This is a genomic window from Klebsiella sp. WOUb02 (assembly GCF_050058015.1).
In the GTDB taxonomy this organism is placed as follows: domain Bacteria; phylum Pseudomonadota; class Gammaproteobacteria; order Enterobacterales; family Enterobacteriaceae; genus Klebsiella.
In genome coordinates this window covers 2405939-2423580 of sequence record NZ_CP170110.1, presented here as the reverse complement: position 1 = coordinate 2423580, position 17642 = coordinate 2405939, and the positions used below count along the sequence as shown (strand labels likewise).

General features: G+C 60.3%; 14 protein-coding genes and 6 pseudogenes. 6 read left to right on the top strand and 14 right to left on the bottom strand.

Going from position 1 to position 17642, the window contains the following annotated elements; translation table 11 throughout:
- Positions 1-73: 73 nt before the first annotated feature.
- The 7 genes and pseudogenes from ABOC21_RS18605 to ABOC21_RS18575 all read right to left on the bottom strand — a co-directional run bounded on the left by ABOC21_RS18605 (position 74) and on the right by ABOC21_RS18575 (position 7334).
- Positions 74-844, bottom strand: coding sequence for a heme ABC transporter ATP-binding protein (locus tag ABOC21_RS18605; RefSeq protein ID WP_426812833.1), 771 nt, complete (start codon positions 842-844; stop codon positions 74-76).
- Positions 841-1835, bottom strand: a pseudogene (locus tag ABOC21_RS18600) (FecCD family ABC transporter permease). Before ABOC21_RS18600 ends, ABOC21_RS18605 begins: the two are co-directional and overlap by 4 nt.
- Before the next feature lie 51 nt (positions 1836-1886).
- Positions 1887-2510: an anaerobilin reductase gene (chuY, locus tag ABOC21_RS18595; protein WP_426812832.1), complete on the bottom strand. Its 624-nt coding sequence runs from the start codon at positions 2508-2510 to the stop codon at positions 1887-1889.
- Positions 2510-3004: a heme utilization cystosolic carrier protein HutX gene (gene hutX, locus ABOC21_RS18590; RefSeq protein ID WP_426812831.1), complete on the bottom strand. Its 495-nt coding sequence runs from the start codon at positions 3002-3004 to the stop codon at positions 2510-2512. The genes chuY and hutX overlap by 1 nt, the downstream gene beginning before the upstream one ends.
- 12 nt (positions 3005-3016) lie before the next feature.
- Complete coding sequence (gene hutW / locus ABOC21_RS18585; protein ID WP_426812830.1) at positions 3017-4354, bottom strand: heme anaerobic degradation radical SAM methyltransferase ChuW/HutW; 1338 nt, start codon at positions 4352-4354, stop codon at positions 3017-3019.
- Positions 4355-4374: 20 nt separating this feature from the next.
- Complete coding sequence (locus tag ABOC21_RS18580) at positions 4375-5202, bottom strand: heme/hemin ABC transporter substrate-binding protein (RefSeq protein ID WP_426812829.1); 828 nt, start codon at positions 5200-5202, stop codon at positions 4375-4377.
- Positions 5202-7334, bottom strand: coding sequence for a TonB-dependent receptor plug domain-containing protein (locus ABOC21_RS18575; RefSeq protein WP_426812828.1), 2133 nt, complete (start codon positions 7332-7334; stop codon positions 5202-5204). Before ABOC21_RS18575 ends, ABOC21_RS18580 begins: the two co-directional genes overlap by 1 nt.
- A 287-nt stretch (positions 7335-7621) precedes the next feature.
- On the opposite strand from ABOC21_RS18575, the gene cueR reads away from it, so the two are divergent.
- Positions 7622-8032 (top strand): Cu(I)-responsive transcriptional regulator, encoded by a 411-nt coding sequence (gene cueR / locus ABOC21_RS18570; protein ID WP_426812827.1) that lies wholly within the window; start codon positions 7622-7624, stop codon positions 8030-8032.
- On the opposite strand, the gene ABOC21_RS18565 is transcribed toward cueR, so the two are convergent.
- The 4 genes and pseudogenes from ABOC21_RS18565 to ABOC21_RS18550 all read right to left on the bottom strand — a co-directional run.
- Entirely contained in the window at positions 8029-8493 is a 465-nt protein-coding gene (locus ABOC21_RS18565) for an NfeD family protein (protein ID WP_426812826.1), read from the bottom strand. The two genes, cueR and ABOC21_RS18565, sit on opposite strands and share 4 nt — an antisense overlap.
- Positions 8490-9227 (bottom strand): annotated as a pseudogene (locus ABOC21_RS18560) (SPFH domain-containing protein); the annotation flags it as partial. The pseudogene ABOC21_RS18560 and the gene ABOC21_RS18565, both read right to left, overlap by 4 nt.
- 97 nt (positions 9228-9324) lie before the next feature.
- Positions 9325-9738: an IS200/IS605 family transposase gene (gene tnpA, locus ABOC21_RS18555; protein WP_426812793.1), complete on the bottom strand. Its 414-nt coding sequence runs from the start codon at positions 9736-9738 to the stop codon at positions 9325-9327.
- A gap of 102 nt (positions 9739-9840) precedes the next feature.
- Positions 9841-10020: pseudogene (locus tag ABOC21_RS18550) on the bottom strand (SPFH domain-containing protein); the annotation flags it as partial.
- A gap of 137 nt (positions 10021-10157) precedes the next feature.
- Here ABOC21_RS18550 and fetA point away from each other — a divergent pair.
- On the top strand, positions 10158-10835 hold the full coding sequence (gene fetA / locus ABOC21_RS18545) for an iron efflux ABC transporter ATP-binding subunit FetA (RefSeq protein ID WP_426812825.1): 678 nt from the start codon (positions 10158-10160) through the stop codon (positions 10833-10835).
- Positions 10822-11614 (top strand): annotated as a pseudogene (gene fetB, locus ABOC21_RS18540) (iron efflux ABC transporter permease subunit FetB). Before fetA ends, fetB begins: the two are co-directional and overlap by 14 nt.
- Positions 11615-11651: 37 nt before the next feature.
- On the opposite strand, the gene ABOC21_RS18535 reads toward fetB, so the two are convergent.
- Genes ABOC21_RS18535 through tesA form a run of 3 tightly spaced genes read right to left on the bottom strand, consistent with a single transcriptional unit; the run spans position 11652 to position 13990 of the window.
- A complete protein-coding gene (locus ABOC21_RS18535; RefSeq protein ID WP_426812824.1) occupies positions 11652-12506 on the bottom strand; it encodes a co-chaperone YbbN in 855 nt (284 codons plus the stop codon).
- 58 nt (positions 12507-12564) lie between these two features.
- The gene (locus ABOC21_RS18530; protein WP_426812823.1) at positions 12565-13374 is read right to left on the bottom strand and encodes an SDR family oxidoreductase; all 810 of its coding nucleotides are present in this window, start codon (positions 13372-13374) and stop codon (positions 12565-12567) included.
- On the bottom strand, positions 13364-13990 hold the full coding sequence (gene tesA / locus ABOC21_RS18525; RefSeq protein ID WP_426812822.1) for a multifunctional acyl-CoA thioesterase I/protease I/lysophospholipase L1: 627 nt from the start codon (positions 13988-13990) through the stop codon (positions 13364-13366). Before tesA ends, ABOC21_RS18530 begins: the two co-directional genes overlap by 11 nt.
- On the opposite strand from tesA, the gene ybbA reads away from it, so the two are divergent.
- The 3 genes and pseudogenes from ybbA to ABOC21_RS18510 form a co-directional block, all read left to right on the top strand.
- On the top strand, positions 13958-14644 hold the full coding sequence (gene ybbA / locus ABOC21_RS18520) for a putative ABC transporter ATP-binding protein YbbA (protein ID WP_041144387.1): 687 nt from the start codon (positions 13958-13960) through the stop codon (positions 14642-14644). The genes tesA and ybbA overlap by 33 nt on opposite strands.
- Positions 14641-17056, top strand: a pseudogene (ybbP, locus tag ABOC21_RS18515) (putative ABC transporter permease subunit YbbP). Before ybbA ends, ybbP begins: the two are co-directional and overlap by 4 nt.
- A 310-nt stretch (positions 17057-17366) precedes the next feature.
- Positions 17367-17636, top strand: a pseudogene (locus tag ABOC21_RS18510) (porin); the annotation flags it as partial.
- Positions 17637-17642: the final 6 nt, after the last annotated feature.

The following is a 17642-nucleotide window of genomic DNA, read 5'->3' as shown; positions in this document are numbered from 1 at the left end:
GGTCAAGGCGGTTTTCGTCAATGCGGCAAAAAGACGCCGGCCAGGGGGGCGCTTCGACCGGGGAACCCTGAACTTAATAATCAAGAACGATCAGCGGCGTTTGATTTTCAGACTCTTTAATTACCGTGATATCCGCGCCGTAGAGGTCTTTCAGCGCCCGCTGCTGCATAACCTCCTGCGGGCTGCCGCTATCGACGACGCGCCCTTTATCCATCAGCACCACGCGATCGGCATAGCGCGCGGCAAGGTTAAGGTCGTGCAGGACGCAGCAGACGTTGAACTGCCGCTCGCGCACCAGCCGGCGCAGCAGGCGAAAAAGATGCTGCTGGTGGTGAATATCGAGGGCGGAAGTGGGCTCATCCAGAAACAGCCATTTGGGCGACGGGACCGGCTCCCAGAGCTGCACCAGCAGGCGCGCCAGCTGTACCCGCTGCTGTTCGCCGCCGGAGAGTTGCCGATAGTCGCGGGCGGCCAGCTCGCGGCAGTCGCACAGCGCCATGATGCGATCCGTTTCATCACGCGAGCTGCATGTCCGCCAGGGATGTCTGCCCATGCGGATCACTTCCTGTACGCTGAACGGAAACGCCAGATGGCCGTTCTGCCGCATCACGGCGCGGGTTTTCGCCAGCTCGGCTATCGACCACGCCTCCAGCGGCGTACCCAGCAGGGAACATCGCCCGCCGTGCGGCCGTAGATAGCCCGTGAGCTGGCGCAGCAGCGTGGACTTTCCGGCGCCGTTCGGACCCAGAATGGCGACGATCTCCCCGCCGGGCAGCGTCAGGGAGACGTTATCGGTCAGACGCCGTCCCTGCAGGGTATACACCAGATTTTCGGCCAGAATCATGCTGCCCTCCGGCTGCGCAGGATCAGCCACAGAAAATAGGGGCCGCCGATCAGGCTGGTCAGCAGGCCGACGGGCATTTCCGCCGGCTGCACCAGCGTGCGGGCGAGTGTATCGGCCACCAGCAGCAGGCAGGCTCCGGCCAGCGTCGAGCAGGGGATAAGCCAGCGATGATCGGCCCCGGTGGTCATGCGGATCAGGTGTGGGATCACCAGGCCAATAAAGCCGATCACGCCGCTCACCGAAACGGCCGCGCCGACCAGCAGCGAGGCTGAGCAACAGCAGCTGCTGACGTTTACGCTTAACGTTAACGCCGAGATAGTGCGCCTCTTCATCTCCCAGTCTGCAGCAGGTTGAGCGTCCCGGCAAGAAACAGCGTGGCGACAATCGCCGGCAAGACAAACGAGCTGGCGACCAGCAGCGTAGGCCACTGCGCCTGGCCAAGGTTGCCCATCATCCACAGCGTGAGCTGGCGCAGCTGCTGCTCGTCGCCGATGTAGCTCAGCACGCCGATCGCCGCTCCGCACAGCGCGTTGATAGCGATGCCGGCTAACAGGAGCTGCATCATGCCGCCGTGAGCGTGGCGCCGGCTGATGAGAAAAATCACCGCGCAGACCGCCATGCTGCCGGCGACGGCAAAAATCATCTGCTCGTATAGCGCCAGAACCACCGGAAATGAGAAGGGCAGAACGATCGCCACTCCCACCATCAGCGCGGAGCCGCTGCTGACGCCAAGCAGGCCGGGGTCGGCCATCGGGTTACGAAACAGCCCCTGCATAATGACCCCCGCCGTCGCCAGCGCCGAGCCCACCAGCACCGCCAGCAGCACGCGGGGCAGACGAATGTTCAGCCAGATATCACGGTATTCCTCGTCAAACAGCGCGCTGAAGCTGATGTTCAGCGCGCCCTGGCTGGCACCAACCAGCACCAGCGCGGCCAGCAGCAGTGAAAGGCCCGTCAGTACGCTGACGGAAGAGAGTGAATCCTTGAGCACGCAAAACTCCATAACGTCTTTGCGGCGCGGATATGCCGCGCCGCGAGGGGATTACGCCGGCTTCAGGTCCGGCTCAATCAGGCTGTAGATCTGATTGTTGAGCGCCGGCGCGGCGGCCAGCTCGTGAATATGCGCGGCAACGTCCGCGCGCCTCACGAAACCGTGGCACTCCTGATTCTGCAAGCGCTGCGCTTTACCGGTGGCCTCGCCGTTGAGCAGGCCGCCGGGGCGCAGGATGGCATAATCGAGGCCGCTGGTTTGCAGCCAGCTTTCCGCCAGGGTCTTTTCGCGCACCGCCTGGCCAAACGCGGCTTTGGCTCGGGGGGATAAAAAGGGCCAGCTATCGCCGCAGCCCAGCGAGGTCACCAGAATCATCCGCCCGATACCCGCTTTTTCTGCCGCATCAATAACGGTCCTGTGCGCCAGGTAGTCCTCGGCGCCGCCCATGGAGGAGACGATCAGCGCATCGGGACCGGCGGCGTGACAGGCGTCAGCCACCGTGGCGGCATCGCAGGCGTCGCCGGCGAAAACCCGCACGCCTTTCGCCTCAAGGGCGGCAGCGGATTGCGGATTGCGCACCACCGCCAGCAGCGGACGCCGCTCCGCCAGCGCCAGCTCAAGCACCTTTGCGCCGGTGCCGCTGCCGCCGGCACCAAAAATTAACCACGGCCTCATCAGGCGGTTTCCTTGAGTGACGCGGCGAGGGCCCGGAAGGCGCTAACCTGCTCAGCGAGCAGCTGGCGGTGCTCATCGCGACCGAGGAAAATCTTGAACATCGCGCTACCTGCCTGGTTAAAGAAGAGGATCGACGCGGTATCCATGCCCATAAATTTACGTTCAATCAGCGCGATATGGCGGCAGTTTTCCGCTTTGATATGGCCCGTCATGCCCTTTTTGCCGCGCAGATTGAAATAGCCGTGGCGATGGAATCCGGAAGGCAGCTCGCCGGTAAACTCAAGGATAACGTCGGCGGTATGGACCAGCGTCGTGACTTTGCCCCATTCGCTGACGGTTTCCCAGACGGCGTCAAACCTTTCACCCGACACGACCGTCGGCGAGGGAAGGTTTCGCACCACCTCCAGAAGGGAAGTTTGGTAGCGATCGGCGATCGCCTCCAGGGTGCCGTCCGGCTCGGTTAGCAAAAATTCCGCTAAAGAAACATGGCTCATAAATCACTCCTGTTAGGGTTGCTCTACCGCAATGTGCGGCGCGTTAAGTTGTTGAATCAGATCATCAAGAGACTGCAAAATGTTGCTGGCCCAGAAGCGTCCTTCATTGGTCAGGCGCAGGCAGGTTGAGGCGTCGCGGGTGAGCCCTGCATTATGCCACTGGGCCAGTAAAGGGGTCAGCTCCCCGGCGCGCGGCGTCAGCTCATCCAGCGGCACGCGCGCTGTCTCCACGCCCGACTGCAGCGTATGCCGCCACTGAAAACCGCGCTCGGCGGCGCGCATCATCATCATCAGCGGCTTTTTCCCGGCGGCGATCGCTTCGTGCCAGGTCGTCAGGTTACGTTCCACCATCCACGAATAGCCGTTGACCGAGCCGCCGGCGCCGGAGCCGAGGGCCAGGCAGTCGGCCCCCTGCTTAATCAGCAGGTTGTAGAGATTGCGTTCGCGGGTTGTGCGGGCCCAGTGGCTGTTGCTGATACAGCGCCAGCCCGCGTCGTCCATGAAGTCGCAGCCCTGAAGGTAGAGATCGCGGCGCTCTGCCGGCGTGGGGACGGCGGTGCGCCCGTTTTCCACGGCTTTACCCAGCGGCGTGTTGGGCAGCAGATTAAGGGCGTAGAGATCGACGCCGTCGAGCCCGATATCGCGGGCGATGTTGAGATCTTCCCCCCACAGCTTTGCGTCCTGGCCGGGGAGGCCGAACAGCAGATCGCACACCACGGCCGCGCGATCCCGCCGCACCAGTCCCCGCATAAAGGCGGCGGCGGTGGGGCCGTCGGAGGTGCGGGCCATTTTCTTGCGCACCTTGCTGTTGAAGGACTGAATGCCGATGGAGAAGCGATTGGCTCCGGCATCCAGGCAGGCGTCGATGCGGTTGTCATCAAAGTTAAGCACCCGTCCTTCGATGGTGATTTCGCAGTCCGGCGCGAGGGGCAGCTTTTGCCGCAGGGTGGTGATAATTCGCGCCAGATCCCGCGCCGCCAGCGCCGAGGGCGTACCACCGCCAAAGTAAACCGCGTGGATCGGCGCCGACTGGTGCAGGACGCTATCGGCCTCCATCTCGATTTCGCGCAGCAGCGCGTCGGTATAGCGGGCGCAGTGGTCATCTTCGTAACGGTTCTGATAAAAACCGCAAAAAGTACAGTGGGTGGCGCAAAAGGGAATATGCAGGTACAGCAGTCTTTTACGCGGCGGCGCGCTGTGGCTGATGACCTCCTGCCAGGTTTGTGCCAGCTGCTCTTTCGCCACCGGGATCGCGCCGCGCCACGGCATGGTGGCCCGACGATCTTTAAAGGGCTGGTTTCCCTCCAGCGCGAAATGCGCAGAGAGATCCAGGGCGTTGTTAGTCTTCATAGCGTCAACATCAAATCCAGTTATTGGGGCCAAAACTGCTGGTGCAGGGACTCAACCGCGTCGGCAACCCGAGGGCCCATACCAAGGATCAGCGCCTGATCGACGGTAACAATGCGCTGATTTTTCCATGCGGCGGTGTGGGTTATGCCGGCGACGGCGCGCAGCCGGTTAATATCGCCATCCACCATCTGCGAGGTCACGACAATAACCTCCGGGTTTGCCGCAATCAGCGATTCCGCGCTGTAGCTTTTATATTGCTCGTGCGACGCCACATTCCGTGCGCCCGCGAGGGTCAGAATGGCGTCGGCAACGCTGCCCTTACCGGCCACCTGCGGCGCGCTGCTGCCCGCGGAGAGAATAAACATCGCCCTGACCGGCGCCTTGTGCGCCGCAACGCTGTGCTGAACGCGCGCCAGACGCTGATGAATCTGGTTTACCAGCGCATCTCCTCGCTCGGGAACCCGCAGCGTCTTCGCCAACTGGCGAATGTTGGCGTACATCTGTTCAACCGTGGCCGGCACGCGCGGCAGGGTGACAATGTTAACTTTTTGCGTCCGCAGCTGATCCAGAACGATCTGCGGCCCGGCATCCCGCCAGGTGATAAAAACGTCCGGCCTGAGGGATAAAATGCCTTCGCTGCTGAGCTGCTTCCAGTAGCCGATATGCGGCAGCCTGGCCGTTTCCGGCGGCCAGGAGGTGGTTTCATCGACGCCGACCAGCTGATTTCCGGCTTCAAGGGCGTAGATCAGTTCGCTAAGCGAGCCGCCGGCAACGACGATACGTTCGCTGGCAGAGGTTGCGCAGGCGGCACAAAGCGTCAGCAGGACGAACAACACTTTTTTCATCATCAGAAGTTCCACGCAAAACCGACCGCTGCGTTAAATCCGGCCGCCGGAATGGTTTCATGGGCGGTTTGATAGCGTTTGTTGGTCAGGTTGTTAAGCGCCAGGTTGACCTGATACTGATCCTGCGGGCCAAACTCGGTATTGAACGCGAGGTTAAGCGTTGCCCATCCCGGATAGCGAATCTCCCTGCTGCCGGTTTTATCATTGGCGCTGGCGGCGGCGCGCACGAAGAGATCGGAGGTGACGTTGGCGCTATTCAGCAGCAGCGTATGCTTCAGGCCGGCCCTTCCGGTCACGGTGGGTTCGCCGGTATCCCAGGTTTTAATGGTTTCGCCTTCATACTGCCGGCGGATAAGATTGCCGCTCAGATAGGGTGAAACGGCCCAGCCGTTGTACTCCGCCGTCAGCTCCATCCCCCAGGTTTTAGCGCGATCGATATTGTCGTAATAGAAGTACTCGCCGCGGGAAGAGGTGCTGTTGCCGTTGCAAATCGTCTGCCCCGAACAGGCGAGGCTGGCGATATAGTCTTTGGCTTCGGAGTAGTAAATCGCGCCGTCAACCAGCCACATATTGCCTTTGTAACGGGCGCCCAGCTCGTAGTTGTTGGAGTGTTCCGCTTTCAGTCCGGCGTTGCCATAGGTGACGCCGCCGCCGGCCGAGGTCTGCATAAACAGCTGGGTCAGCGTCGGGAAGACGTAGCCCTGGGCGTACGCCGCGCGCAGTTCTATATCTTTAAAGCCGGAATAGCGCAGGCTGGTCGAGGTGACCAGCTTATCGTCATGGGCCGATTTTCCGCCCATTGACTGGCTGACCGCGCCGCTCTGGCTGTCGCTGCGGTTAAGCTCCGAGGAGAGCCAGTACTGACGCGCGCCAACGGTCCAGGTCCAGTCATCGGCGAAGCGCCAGTCGTTTTGAGCAAACACCGAGGCGTTGCTTTGCTGCGCCTCAATATGCGATAGCGTGAGGGTCTGGATATCGAAGGCGCCGGTGGCCGCCGTCTGCCGCGTGCTGCTGCGGGTATCCTGCTTCACTTTGTCATGCTGATACTGGGTGCCGATAACCAGCTCATTGTTCGCCGGCAGGGAGAAGTTGCCCTGCAGCGTTACGCCCTGGGTATATTGCTTATCGTTGGTATTGGTCTGGTTGCTGACCGTCAGCGCCTGGATCGCCGGGCTGGGGATCGTCTGGGTGGTCTTAATCCGGTTTTCAAATTCACGCGCAATGGTCTGGCTGTAGGCGTCGAGGTGAATTTTTTTCAGATAATCGCCGCCGGCGTCGTAATCATAGAACACGCCGACTTTTTCACGTTCCAGCTTCGGAATACGGACGCTGAAGTCTTCATATTGGCCGTCCGGATCGTCAAACCAGGTTTGCGTGGAGGTTTTGTAGCGGTCGAGCGACAGGCCGAATTTATGCCGGTCGAGAGTGTAGCCAAGCCACACGCCCTGGCTGTTGTTGCGGAAGTTGGTGTTCTGCAATCTGCCGTCCGGCGTATCGCGGTTGCCCTGATCGGAGTAGCTGCCGTTGATACGATAGTCGAACTGGCCGATGCTGCCCCAGGCCGCAGCGGACTCATCCCAGCCCGCGGTCGCCGAGTTATACACCGCTTTCACCGTGCCGGCGAGGGGCCTGGTCCCGCCTTTCTTCGTGATAAAGTTGATCACGCCGCCGATGGCCTGCGATCCGTACAGTACCGAGTAGGGGCCTTTTACCACCTCGATTCGCTCCAGCGCGGATTCATCGATCAGCAGCCCGACGCCGTAGTTCTGCCCGGCGCGCTGGTAGCTGACCACCTGGCCGTCAATCAAAATCAGCACCCGCGAAGAGGCCTCGCCGCGGATGCGGATTTGCTTGCGCCCGGCCAGAGAGTTATCGGTCACCTCAACGCCGGGAATATCCTGCAGATCGTCGGCGATAGAGACGCTGGTTGAGTTGTTGAGCGTGTCCCGGTCGATAACCTGCACGGTCGCCGGGCTTTCCCAGAGGCTTGATTCTGTTCGATTGGCCGTGACGATCAGCGTCTCGTCGCCGGTCGTTTTAGCTGTGCTGGTCGGGGTTGCCGCAGAAACGTTAGCGGCAACAAACAGCGACAGGCTGGAGAGCAACAGGCTCCCCCGTTTTGTCCTTTCCACCATTAGATTAACCTTTATTATAATGATAACTACTATCATTCGCATTTATATTGGTTTCTAAAGGGCTCGTCCAGACGCGAAGAGGTAAATGGAATGCACCTTTGATATGGGTCAATTTCTACCGCTGCGTAAATAGCTTTTTGCGAGGCTTATCACGTTATGCAATATCGCGGGCGCGGTTAACCTGATAAAAAATATGGCTTATATTTTTTCCTTCCCGTGCAGGGTTGGTTATTGCGCGAATGGTCCTACAATAGGGGCAGTGCGAGAGGCAGCGAGGTGCAGAGGCGATGAATATCAGCGATGTGGCAAAAAGGACCGGCTTAACCAGTAAAGCGATTCGCTTCTACGAAGAGAAGGGGCTGGTGACGCCGCCGCTGCGGAGCGACAATGGCTACCGCAGCTACAGCCAGCGGCACCTGGACGAGCTGACCCTGCTGCGCCAGGCGCGGCAGGTCGGATTTAATCTGGAGGAGTGCCGCGAGCTGGTCGGTCTGTTTAACGATCCGTCGCGGCATAGCGCCGATGTTAAGCGCAGAACCCTGGATAAAGTCGCTGATATTGAGCGCCATATCAGCGAGCTGCAGAGCATGCGTAGCCACCTGCTGGCGCTGGCGGAGTCCTGTCCCGGCGATGACGGTGCGGATTGCCCGATTATCGACAATCTCTCCGGCTGCTGCCATCGCAAGGCGCAGATTTAGCGATGGGGAGGGGCGAGCCTGATCCGCAGCGTGATGCCCTCAACGGCCAGCACCTCGACCTTACTGCCGGCGGCGAGGTCCTCATCGGCGACCACCGGCCATGAGCTATCGCCAACGCGCACGTGGCCGCGGCCGTTGACCAGCGCCGTTTCCAGCGAGAAGACGCGGCCGATCAGCTGATTTCCGCGCTGGTTAAGCCGGGCGTCTGCCGGCTTCTGCCGCTTCAGCTGGCCGCGCAGCCAGCGCGACCATAGCCAGGCCGCCAGCAGGGTCAGCGCGGCAAACAGCGTGCCCTGCCACTCCCAGCCCAGCGGCAGCATCCAGGTCAGCGCCCCGGTGATCACCCCGGCAACGCCGCTCCACAGCAGATAGCCGTTGCCGCCGAGCATCTCCGCCGCCAGCAGCAGCCCGCCGAGGCTCAGCCAGAAGAGGTGCGGATGAACCAGTATCATCGCGATCATAGTTTTTTCCGTTCGCCGGCGCCTTCTTTAAGCAGTTCGCTAATTCCGGCGATAGAGCCCATCAGGCTGGTCGCGTCGAGCGGCATCAGCACAACTTTGCTGTTATTTGCTGCGCCGATTTGCTGCAGCGCGTCGGTATATTTCTGCGCAACGAAGTAGTTAATCGCCTGAATATCCCCGGAGGCAATAGCGGAAGAGACCATTTGGGTGGCGCGGGCCTCCGCTTCCGCCGAACGTTCACGCGCTTCCGCCTGCAGGAACGCCGACTGGCGCTCGCCTTCGGCTTTGAGGATTTGCGACTGCTTTTCGCCTTCGGCTTTCAGGATCTCCGCCTGACGTACCCCTTCGGCCTCGAGAATATAGGCGCGCTTGGTACGCTCGGCCTTCATCTGGGCGTTCATCGAGGCGATAAGCTCCGCCGGCGGGCGCACGTCGCGAATTTCCACGCGGGTGATTTTGATCCCCCACGGGTTGGTTGCCTCATCGACGATATGCAGCAGGCGGGTGTTGATGCTGTCGCGCTGGGAGAGCATTTCGTCGAGCTCCATCGAGCCGAGTACGGTACGGATGTTGGTCATCGTCAGGTTGATAATCGCCAGCTCGAGGTTGCTGACCTCATAGGCCGCTTTCGGCGCATCAATAACCTGAATAAAGCACACCGCATCGATGGTGACGTTGGCGTTATCGCGCGAAATAACCTCCTGCGAGGGAATATCCAGCACCTGCTCCATCATGTAAGTATCCTCCGGCAGAGCCGGAGGCTTTAGGGGGAGCGCCTCAAAGGCGCCGACAAACCATGAGCCGCCCAGGGCGGCTGCTATACGTTCAGTTTCATTTGATCGTATCGTTCGTCTCTCTCTCCTGGTTGCGTATGTATGCCCTGACCGTGGCTTCATCCAAACCAACGGTTGAAACGAAATATCCTCGTGCCCAGAAAACTTCTCCGGTGAAGTTTTTACCTCTGCCGAAGTGTCGTGCTATCGCTATCGCGCTTTTTCCCTTCAGATAGCCGACGACTGTCGATACCGAGTACTTTGGCGGTATGCTGATGCACATGTGGACATGATCACGCATCAGATGCCCCTCCAAAATCTGACAGCCCTTCTGGCTCGCAAGCTCGTGGAATATTTTTCCCAACTCATGCCGCAGCGCACCATATAACCGCTGTTTCCGGCGTTTAGGGATATAAACCACGTGATATTTACAGTCCCATTTCGTATGGCTTAAGCTCTGATAGTCTCTCATCACGAATCCTCATCTCTTGGCGGAGATTTCAGATTCGCGCGACTGACTTAAAGGTCAAACCTTTCGGAGTCCCCCGGCAATGCCGGGGGTTTACCGGATTTAATTAATTTTCCGCCCGATGCGGTCCATAAACGGCACCACCAGACTCAGGCCCGGCTGGAGCGTCATGGTATAGCGGCCAAAGCGCTCGACGGTCCACTGGTAGCCCTGCGGGACAATTTTCACCCCGGCAATAACGATCACCAGGGCGACAAAAATAAGAACGGGGATAAAAATTAGCATCAAAAAACCTCCTGTTTAATTGCCTGCCAAACGTCAGCAAAGCGACGCATGTTTAAATCGAGTATATCTTTCTCCTCATCCTGGCGAAAGAAAAGTGGAGTAAACTAGTCGGGTTTTGGGAAATATATGGAACGATAATGAAGGAAAATAACGCTATCTTGCGCCTTGAGAACGTTGGTTTTCAGATCGATAAGTCGGTCATTTTGCATAATATTAATCTTGAGCTGGGCGCCGGAGAATTTAAGCTAATTACCGGGCCCTCCGGCTGCGGTAAAAGCACGTTGCTTAAAATTATCGCCTCGCTGCTCAGTCCGACCAGCGGGCAGATTTTTTATTCCGGCAAGGATATCAATACGCTATCGCCGGAAACCTACCGCCAGCAGGTCTCATACTGCGCGCAAACCCCGGCGCTGTTCGGCGATTCGGTCTATGACAACCTTATTTTTCCCTGGCAAATTCGCCGTCAGCAGCCGGATCCGCAGGCGCTGATTGCCGATTTACGCCGCTTTGGGCTGGCGGAAAGTACGCTGGGCAAATCGATCAACGAACTCTCCGGGGGAGAAAAGCAGCGCGTTTCGCTTATTCGCAATTTGCAGTTTTTGCCGCAGGTGCTGCTGCTCGATGAAATTACCAGCGCCCTCGATGACAGCAATAAGCGCAACGTTAACGATATTATTCATCGCTATGTGACGGAAAAGAATATTGCGGTGCTGTGGGTGACGCACGACCGGAATGAAATCGACCACGCCGATGAGGTGATTACGCTGCAGCCGGCGAGCGTAGAGGGGCAGGAGGTTAGCAATGAACGGGCATAATATCACTAACGAATCGCTGGCCCTGTCGATGGTGCTGGTGCTGGTGGCCATCGTGGTGAGCTATCGCGAGAAGCTGGCGCTGGAGAAGGATATCGTCTGGAGCATTTGCCGGGCGGTGGTGCAGACTGGTTATCGTCGGCTACGTGCTGAAATATATCTTCAACGTCAATCACGTCCTGCTGACGCTGTTTATGGTGCTGTTTATCTGTTTTAACGCCGCGTGGAATGCGCAAAAGCGCAGCAAATATATCGATAAGGCCTTCATCTCATCGTTTATCGCCATTACCACCGGCGCAGGGCTGACCCTGGCGGTGCTGGTCTTCTCCGGCTCGATCTCCTTCGTGCCGATGCAGGTGATCCCGATTGCCGGCATGGTCGCCGGCAATGCGATGGTGGCGGTGGGGCTGTGCTACAACAATATGGGCCAGCGCTTCAGCAGCGAACAGCAGCAGATCCAGGAGAAGCTGAGCCTCGGCGCGACGCCGAAAATGGCCTCTGCCGGACTGATTCGCGGCAGCATTCGCGCCGCGCTGATTCCGACCATTGATTCGGCGAAAACGGTGGGGCTGGTGAGCCTGCCGGGGATGATGTCGGGGCTGATTTTTGCCGGGATAGATCCGGTGAAAGCGATTAAATATCAGATAATGGTCACGTTTATGCTGCTGTCGACCGCCAGCCTGTCAACCATCATCGCCGGCTATCTGACCTACCGGAAATTCTTTAACCCGCGCCACCAGCTGGTGGTGACGCAGACTGAAAAAGAGCGCCTGATCGCGTAGCCCCGGTCGGCGAGGCGCCGCCGGGGATGTTTAACGATCAGTACAGCAGGGAGTAGAGCTGGCGGCGGTATTTGGCGGCCAGCGCGTCGCCGGTGCCGAGGGCGGCCAGAATTTCCTGCAGCATCTTGCGCACCTGGCCGTCGCCGGCGTCTAAATCTAGCTGCAGATGGCTGAACAGCAGCGCCAGCGCCTCTTCGTTGCGGCCAACCTGATGCAGCTGCAGGGCCAGCTGGGCCGCCAGCGCCGCGTCCTGCGGGTTTTGTTCAACCTGCTGCTGGAGCTGCTGAATTTCCGGGGTATCGGCCGCCTGCTTGAGCAGCTCAATCTGCGCCACCAGCCCCTGGAAACGGGTGTCCTGATCCTGCAGCGGAACCTTTTTCAGCACCGCCTCGGCCTCGTCGGAACGCTGCAGGGCGATCAGCGTTTCCGCCAGCAGCAGTCCAATCTGGCTCTCCTGCGCGGAGAGCTGCCACGCCTCTTTCAGCAGCGGCAGCGCTTCGGCGTACTTCTCTTCCTGCATCAGCGCCAGCGCCTGCTGGGCCTTTAGCTCCTCTTCGCGCGGCAGCACCTTATCCAGCAGCGCGCGCACGGCGGCCTCCGGCTGCGGGCCTTCAAAGCCGTCCACCGGCTGGCCGTTCTGGAACAGGTAAACCGTTGGGATCGAGCGCAGGCCAAACTGCGAAGCCAGCATCTGCTCGGCATCGCAGTCCACCTTCGCCAGGATAAACTGACCGTTGTACTGCGCCGCCAGGCTCTCCAGAACCGGCGTCAGCTGCTCGCAGTGCTGGCTGCGCGCGGACCAGAAATAGAACAGCACCGGCGCGGTAACGGATTGCTCCAGCGTCTGATGCAGGTTAGCTTCGGTAATGTTGATAATATTCTGTACTGACATAGGCGCATCTCTTTAATCAATTTTTTGTATACATGGGGGCGGAGGCCGGAGCTTCAACTCAGCCCTGGATAATTTTGTCCATCATCCGCGTGGGCAACAGGCGCTTGAGCAGGGCGACCGCGTGCGTGACGAAGGTCACCGGGTAGCGCAGCCTGGGTTTATCGCTAACGAAAGCATGGCGCACTTTTTCCACCACCGCCTCCGGCCCGAGGGTAAAGCGCGCGGCGATGCCGGGATTTTCCACCGGCTTGTCGCGCTGGGTTTGGTTAACGTTGGTCGTAAAGCGGGTGCGAATCGGCCCCGGCTCAATCAGGCTGACCTTAATGCCGCTGTAGCGCAGCTCCATGCGCAGGGCGTCGGACCAGGCCTCCAGCGCGTATTTGCTGGCGGCATAGGCGCCGCGTCCGGGGCTGGAGATGATCCCCATCACCGAGGAGGTCATCACGATACGGCCCTCGCCGTGCGGCTCCATCGCCGGAAGCAGCAGCATGGTGAGCTGATGAGCGCCAAAAAAGTTGGCGCCAAACTGCTGCTCCATCTGCCGGCGGCTGATGGTGATCAGCGGGCCATAGACGCCGTAGCCGGCGTTATTAAACAGGCCGTACAGGCGGTTATCGGTCAGGGCGATAACCTCCGCCGCCGCGCGCTCCACGCTCAGCGGATCGTCGAGATCCAGCAAAATACCGGTCAGTCCGAGCTCCCGCATCCGCGCCACGTCCTCGGCCTTGCGGCAGGCGGCCAGAACCTTAAAGCCCTGACGTTGCAGATCGAGCGCGCTTTCAAGGCCAATACCGCTGGAACATCCTGTAACTAAAACCGTTTTTTGCATAACTTTACCTGCAAACAACCCCTGCGGATCAGGAGTCATGATTAACTAAGGGAGCCAACCGCGTCGCCATCCAGTCGGCAATAAACGGCTGGGCGTCGCGGTTGGGATGGATGCCATCATCCTGCATCCACTGCGGCTTCAGGTAGACCTCTTCCATAAAAAAGGGTAACAGAGGAATATCAAACTCTTTGGCCAGTGCGGGATACATTGCGCTAAAGGCTTCATTATAACGACGGCCGTAGTTGGCGGGCAGGCGAATTTGCATCAGCAGCGGCTGGGCATTCGCCGCTTTGATATCCTGCAAAACGGTGCGCAACGTCTGCTCCGTTTGCTGCGGCGGAAAGCCGCGCAGCCCGTCGTTGCCGCCCAGTTCGACCAGCACCCAGCGCGGCTGATGCTGCTTAAGCAGCGCCGGCAGACGCGCCAGCCCCTGCTGCGACGTGTCGCCGCTGATGCTGGCGTTGACCACCGGCGTTTTGGTCTGCCACTTATCGTTAAGTAGCGCAGGCCACGCGACGTTGGCCGCCATGCGATAGCCTGCGCTCAGACTGTCGCCGAGAACTAACAGCGTATCCGCCGCTATCGCGCGGCAGGTAAACAGGACCAGAAACAGGAAAGGCAAATGCCAGCGGAAAACATACTTGAAGTTCATCATCTTAAGAAGTCCGTCGGTCAGGGAGAGCATCAGCTTTCCATCCTCACCGGAGTTGAGCTGGTTGTCAAACCGGCGCAGACCATCGCCCTGATTGGCGAGTCGGGTTCCGGCAAATCCACGCTGCTGGCGATCCTTGCCGGGCTGGATGACGGCAGCGGCGGTGAGGTCTCTTTACTCGGGCAGCCGCTGCACCGCATGGACGAAGAGGCGAGGGCGCAGCTGCGCGCGAAGCACATCGGCTTTGTCTTTCAGTCCTTTATGCTGATCCCGACCCTCAACGCGCTGGAAAACGTCGAGCTTCCGGCGCTGCTGCGCGGCGAGAGCGACAGCCAGAGCCGGGGCAGCGCCAGGGCGCTGCTGGAGCAGCTGGGGCTGGGTAAACGCCTGAACCACCTGCCGGCGCAGCTTTCCGGCGGCGAGCAGCAGCGGGTGGCGCTGGCCCGCGCCTTCAACGGGCGTCCGGAGCTGCTGTTTGCCGATGAACCGACCGGCAACCTCGATCGGCAGACCGGGGACAAAATTGCCGACCTGCTGTTTTCGCTCAATCGCGAGCACGGTACGACGCTGATCCTGGTGACGCACGATCCGCTGCTGGCGGCGCGCTGCGACCGGCGGCTGCGGCTGGTTGATGGCCAGCTGCGGGAGGAAGCATGATTGCCCGCTGGTTCTGGCGCGAATGGCGATCGCCATCGCTGCTGATCGTCTGGCTGGCGCTGAGCCTGGCGGTGGCCTGCGTGCTGGCGCTGGGGTCGATAAGCGATCGCATGGAAAAGGGGCTCAGCCAGCAGAGCCGTGAATTTATGGCCGGGGACCGGACGCTGCGCAGCTCGCGCGAGGTTCCCGCCGACTGGCTGGCGCAGGCGCGTCGGCTGGGATTAACGGTTGGCGAGCAGCTCAGCTTCGCCACCATGACCTTTGCCGGCGATACGCCGCAGCTGGCCGACGTCAAGGCGGTTGACGACACCTATCCCCTTTACGGTCAGCTGGAAACCCAGCCGCCGGGCTTAAAGCCGCAGGCGGGCAGCGTGCTGCTGGCCCCGCGCTTAATGGCGCTGCTGAATTTAAAAACCGGCGATACCATTGATGTCGGCGACGCCACGCTGCGCATTGCCGGCGAAGTGATTCAGGAGCCGGACGCCGGGTTCAACCCTTTCCAGATGGCGCCGCGGCTGATGATGAACACTGCCGATGTGGCAAAGACCGGGGCGGTGCAGCCCGGCAGCCGCGTCTCCTGGCGCTATAAGTTCGCCGGAACCGCGCCCCAGTTGGCGGAGTATGAGCAGTGGCTGCTGCCAAAGCTGGGCACGGAACATCGCTGGATCGGCCTGCAGCAGGATGATAGCGCGCTGGGTAAATCGCTCGAACGCTCGCAGCAGTTCTTACTGCTCTCGGCGCTGCTCACCCTCCTGCTGGCGGTAGCAGCGGTGGCGGTGGCCATGAGCCACTACTGCCGCAGCCGTTACGATCTGGTGGCGATCCTTAAAACCTTAGGCGCCGGGCGGGCGCAGCTGCGCAAGCTGATCGTCGGGCAGTGGCTGCTGCTGCTGGCGCTGGCGGCGATTACCGGCGGCGCGATGGGGATGGGGCTGGAAAAGATCCTGCTGGTGATGCTGAAACCGGTTCTCCCGGGCGCGCTGCCGGCCGCCAGCCTCTGGCCGTGGCTGTGGGCGATTGGCGCGATGGCGGTGATTTCGCTGCTGGTGGGCCTGCGGCCCTACCGGCTACTGCTGGCGACGCTGCCGCTGCGGGTCCTTCGTCAGGACGTGGTGGCTAACGTCTGGCCGCTGAAGGTCTATATTCCGCTGGTCTGCGCGGTGGTGGTGGTTCTGCTGGCCTGGCTGCTGGGCGGCAGCCCGCTGCTGTGGGCGGTGCTGGCCGGCGCGGTGGTGCTGGCGCTGCTGTGCGGCCTGCTGGGATGGGGGCTGCTGTGGCTGCTGAAGCGCGTGACGCTAAAGGCGCTGCCGCTGCGCCTGGCGGTCAACCGGCTGCTACGCCAGCCGTTGTCGACCCTCAGCCAGCTGGCGGCGTTCTCGCTATCGTTTATGCTGCTCGCCCTGCTGCTGGTGCTGCGCGGCGATCTGCTGGATCGCTGGCAGCAGCAGACTGCCGCCGGAAAGCCCCAACTACTTCCTGATTAATATCGCCCCGGATCAGGTCGCGCCGGTTAAAGTCTTCCTCGCCGGGCAGCAGACGGCGGCGACGGAGTTTTACCCGATCGTCCGCGCGCGCCTGACGCAGATTAACGGTCAGGCGACGGAGGGCAATAAGGACGAAGCGCTGAATCGCGAGCTGAACCTGACCTGGAGTAACGACCGGCCGGATCATAATCCGTTGGTTGCCGGCAGCTGGCCGCCAAAAGCGGGCGAGGTGTCGATCGAAGAAGGGCTGGCGCAGCGGCTGGGGATTAAGCCCGGCGATAGCGTCACCTTTACCGGCGATACCCAGGAGTTCAGCGCTAAGGTGACCAGCGTGCGCAAAGTTGACTGGGAGAGCCTGCGGCCCAACTTCTTCTTTATCTTCCCGCCGGGCGCGCTCGACGGACAGCCGCAGAGCTGGCTGACCAGCTTCCGCTGGGATAACGGCAGCGGCATGTTGACGCAGCTGAACCGTGAATTCCCGACCGTCAGCCTGCTGGACATTGGCGCTATTCTGCGTCAGGTGGGTCAGGTGCTGACGCAGGTCAGCCGCGCGCTGGAAGTGATGGTGGTGCTGGTGACCGCCTGCGGTATTTTACTGCTGCTGGCGCAGGTTCAGGTCGGGATGCGCCAGCGCTATCAGGAACTGGTGGTCTGGCGCACGCTGGGAGCCGGAAAGTCGCTGCTGCGCGCCACGCTATGGGCGGAGTTTGCCCTGCTGGGCGTGGTGTCCGGGATCGTGGCGGCGATAGGGGCTGAGGTGGCGCTGGCGATGCTGCAGAGCAAAGTCTTTGATTTCCCCTGGTCTCCGGACTGGCGGCTGTGGGTGATGCTGCCGCTCTGCGGGGCGCTACTGCTCTCCCTGTGCGGCGGCTGGCTGGGGCTGCGTTTATTAAAGGGCAAAGCGCTGTTCCGCCAGTTTAGCCAGTAATTCAGCGCGCTTCGCATCTGCAGGCCCGGGGTTGAGTCTCAACGCTCCGGGCTTTTTACTGCGTTCCGTTTCAGCCTGACGCGCGGTTAGCGGTTCATTTATTGTTCAGCGACCGCAAAGCGCGGCGGAAAATAGCGCAGGTTAATGACTGTTTGATGAAATCCTCGGCGGCTTTCTGTTAACGGCACGAAATGTTAAGTGACTGATTTTTAAGAGCACTAAAGCATAAAAACGCGACAACACGTCGTTAATAATCCTGGGTAATATTCATATTGCAAATATAAGGTTGCTTATTACTTAAGGAAAAAGCATGGCACATAAAATAAAAGCGCTGGCGATGACGATCGGCGCAGTACTGACAGTGACGTCGTTTGCTTCCCGGGCTGAGATTACGCTGCTGAAACAAGATCCGCAGGCCGGCGACCCGTTAAGCCGCCTGAACTTCACCGTCGGCGGGAGCATTCGTCCACAGTTCAACATGATGTCCGGCGATGGCGATAAAGGCTCCTATAAGCGTAACGGCTTTGATGGCGGGACCCGTTTCCGCTTCGCCGCTGATTATTACCTCTTCGACGATATTAGGCTG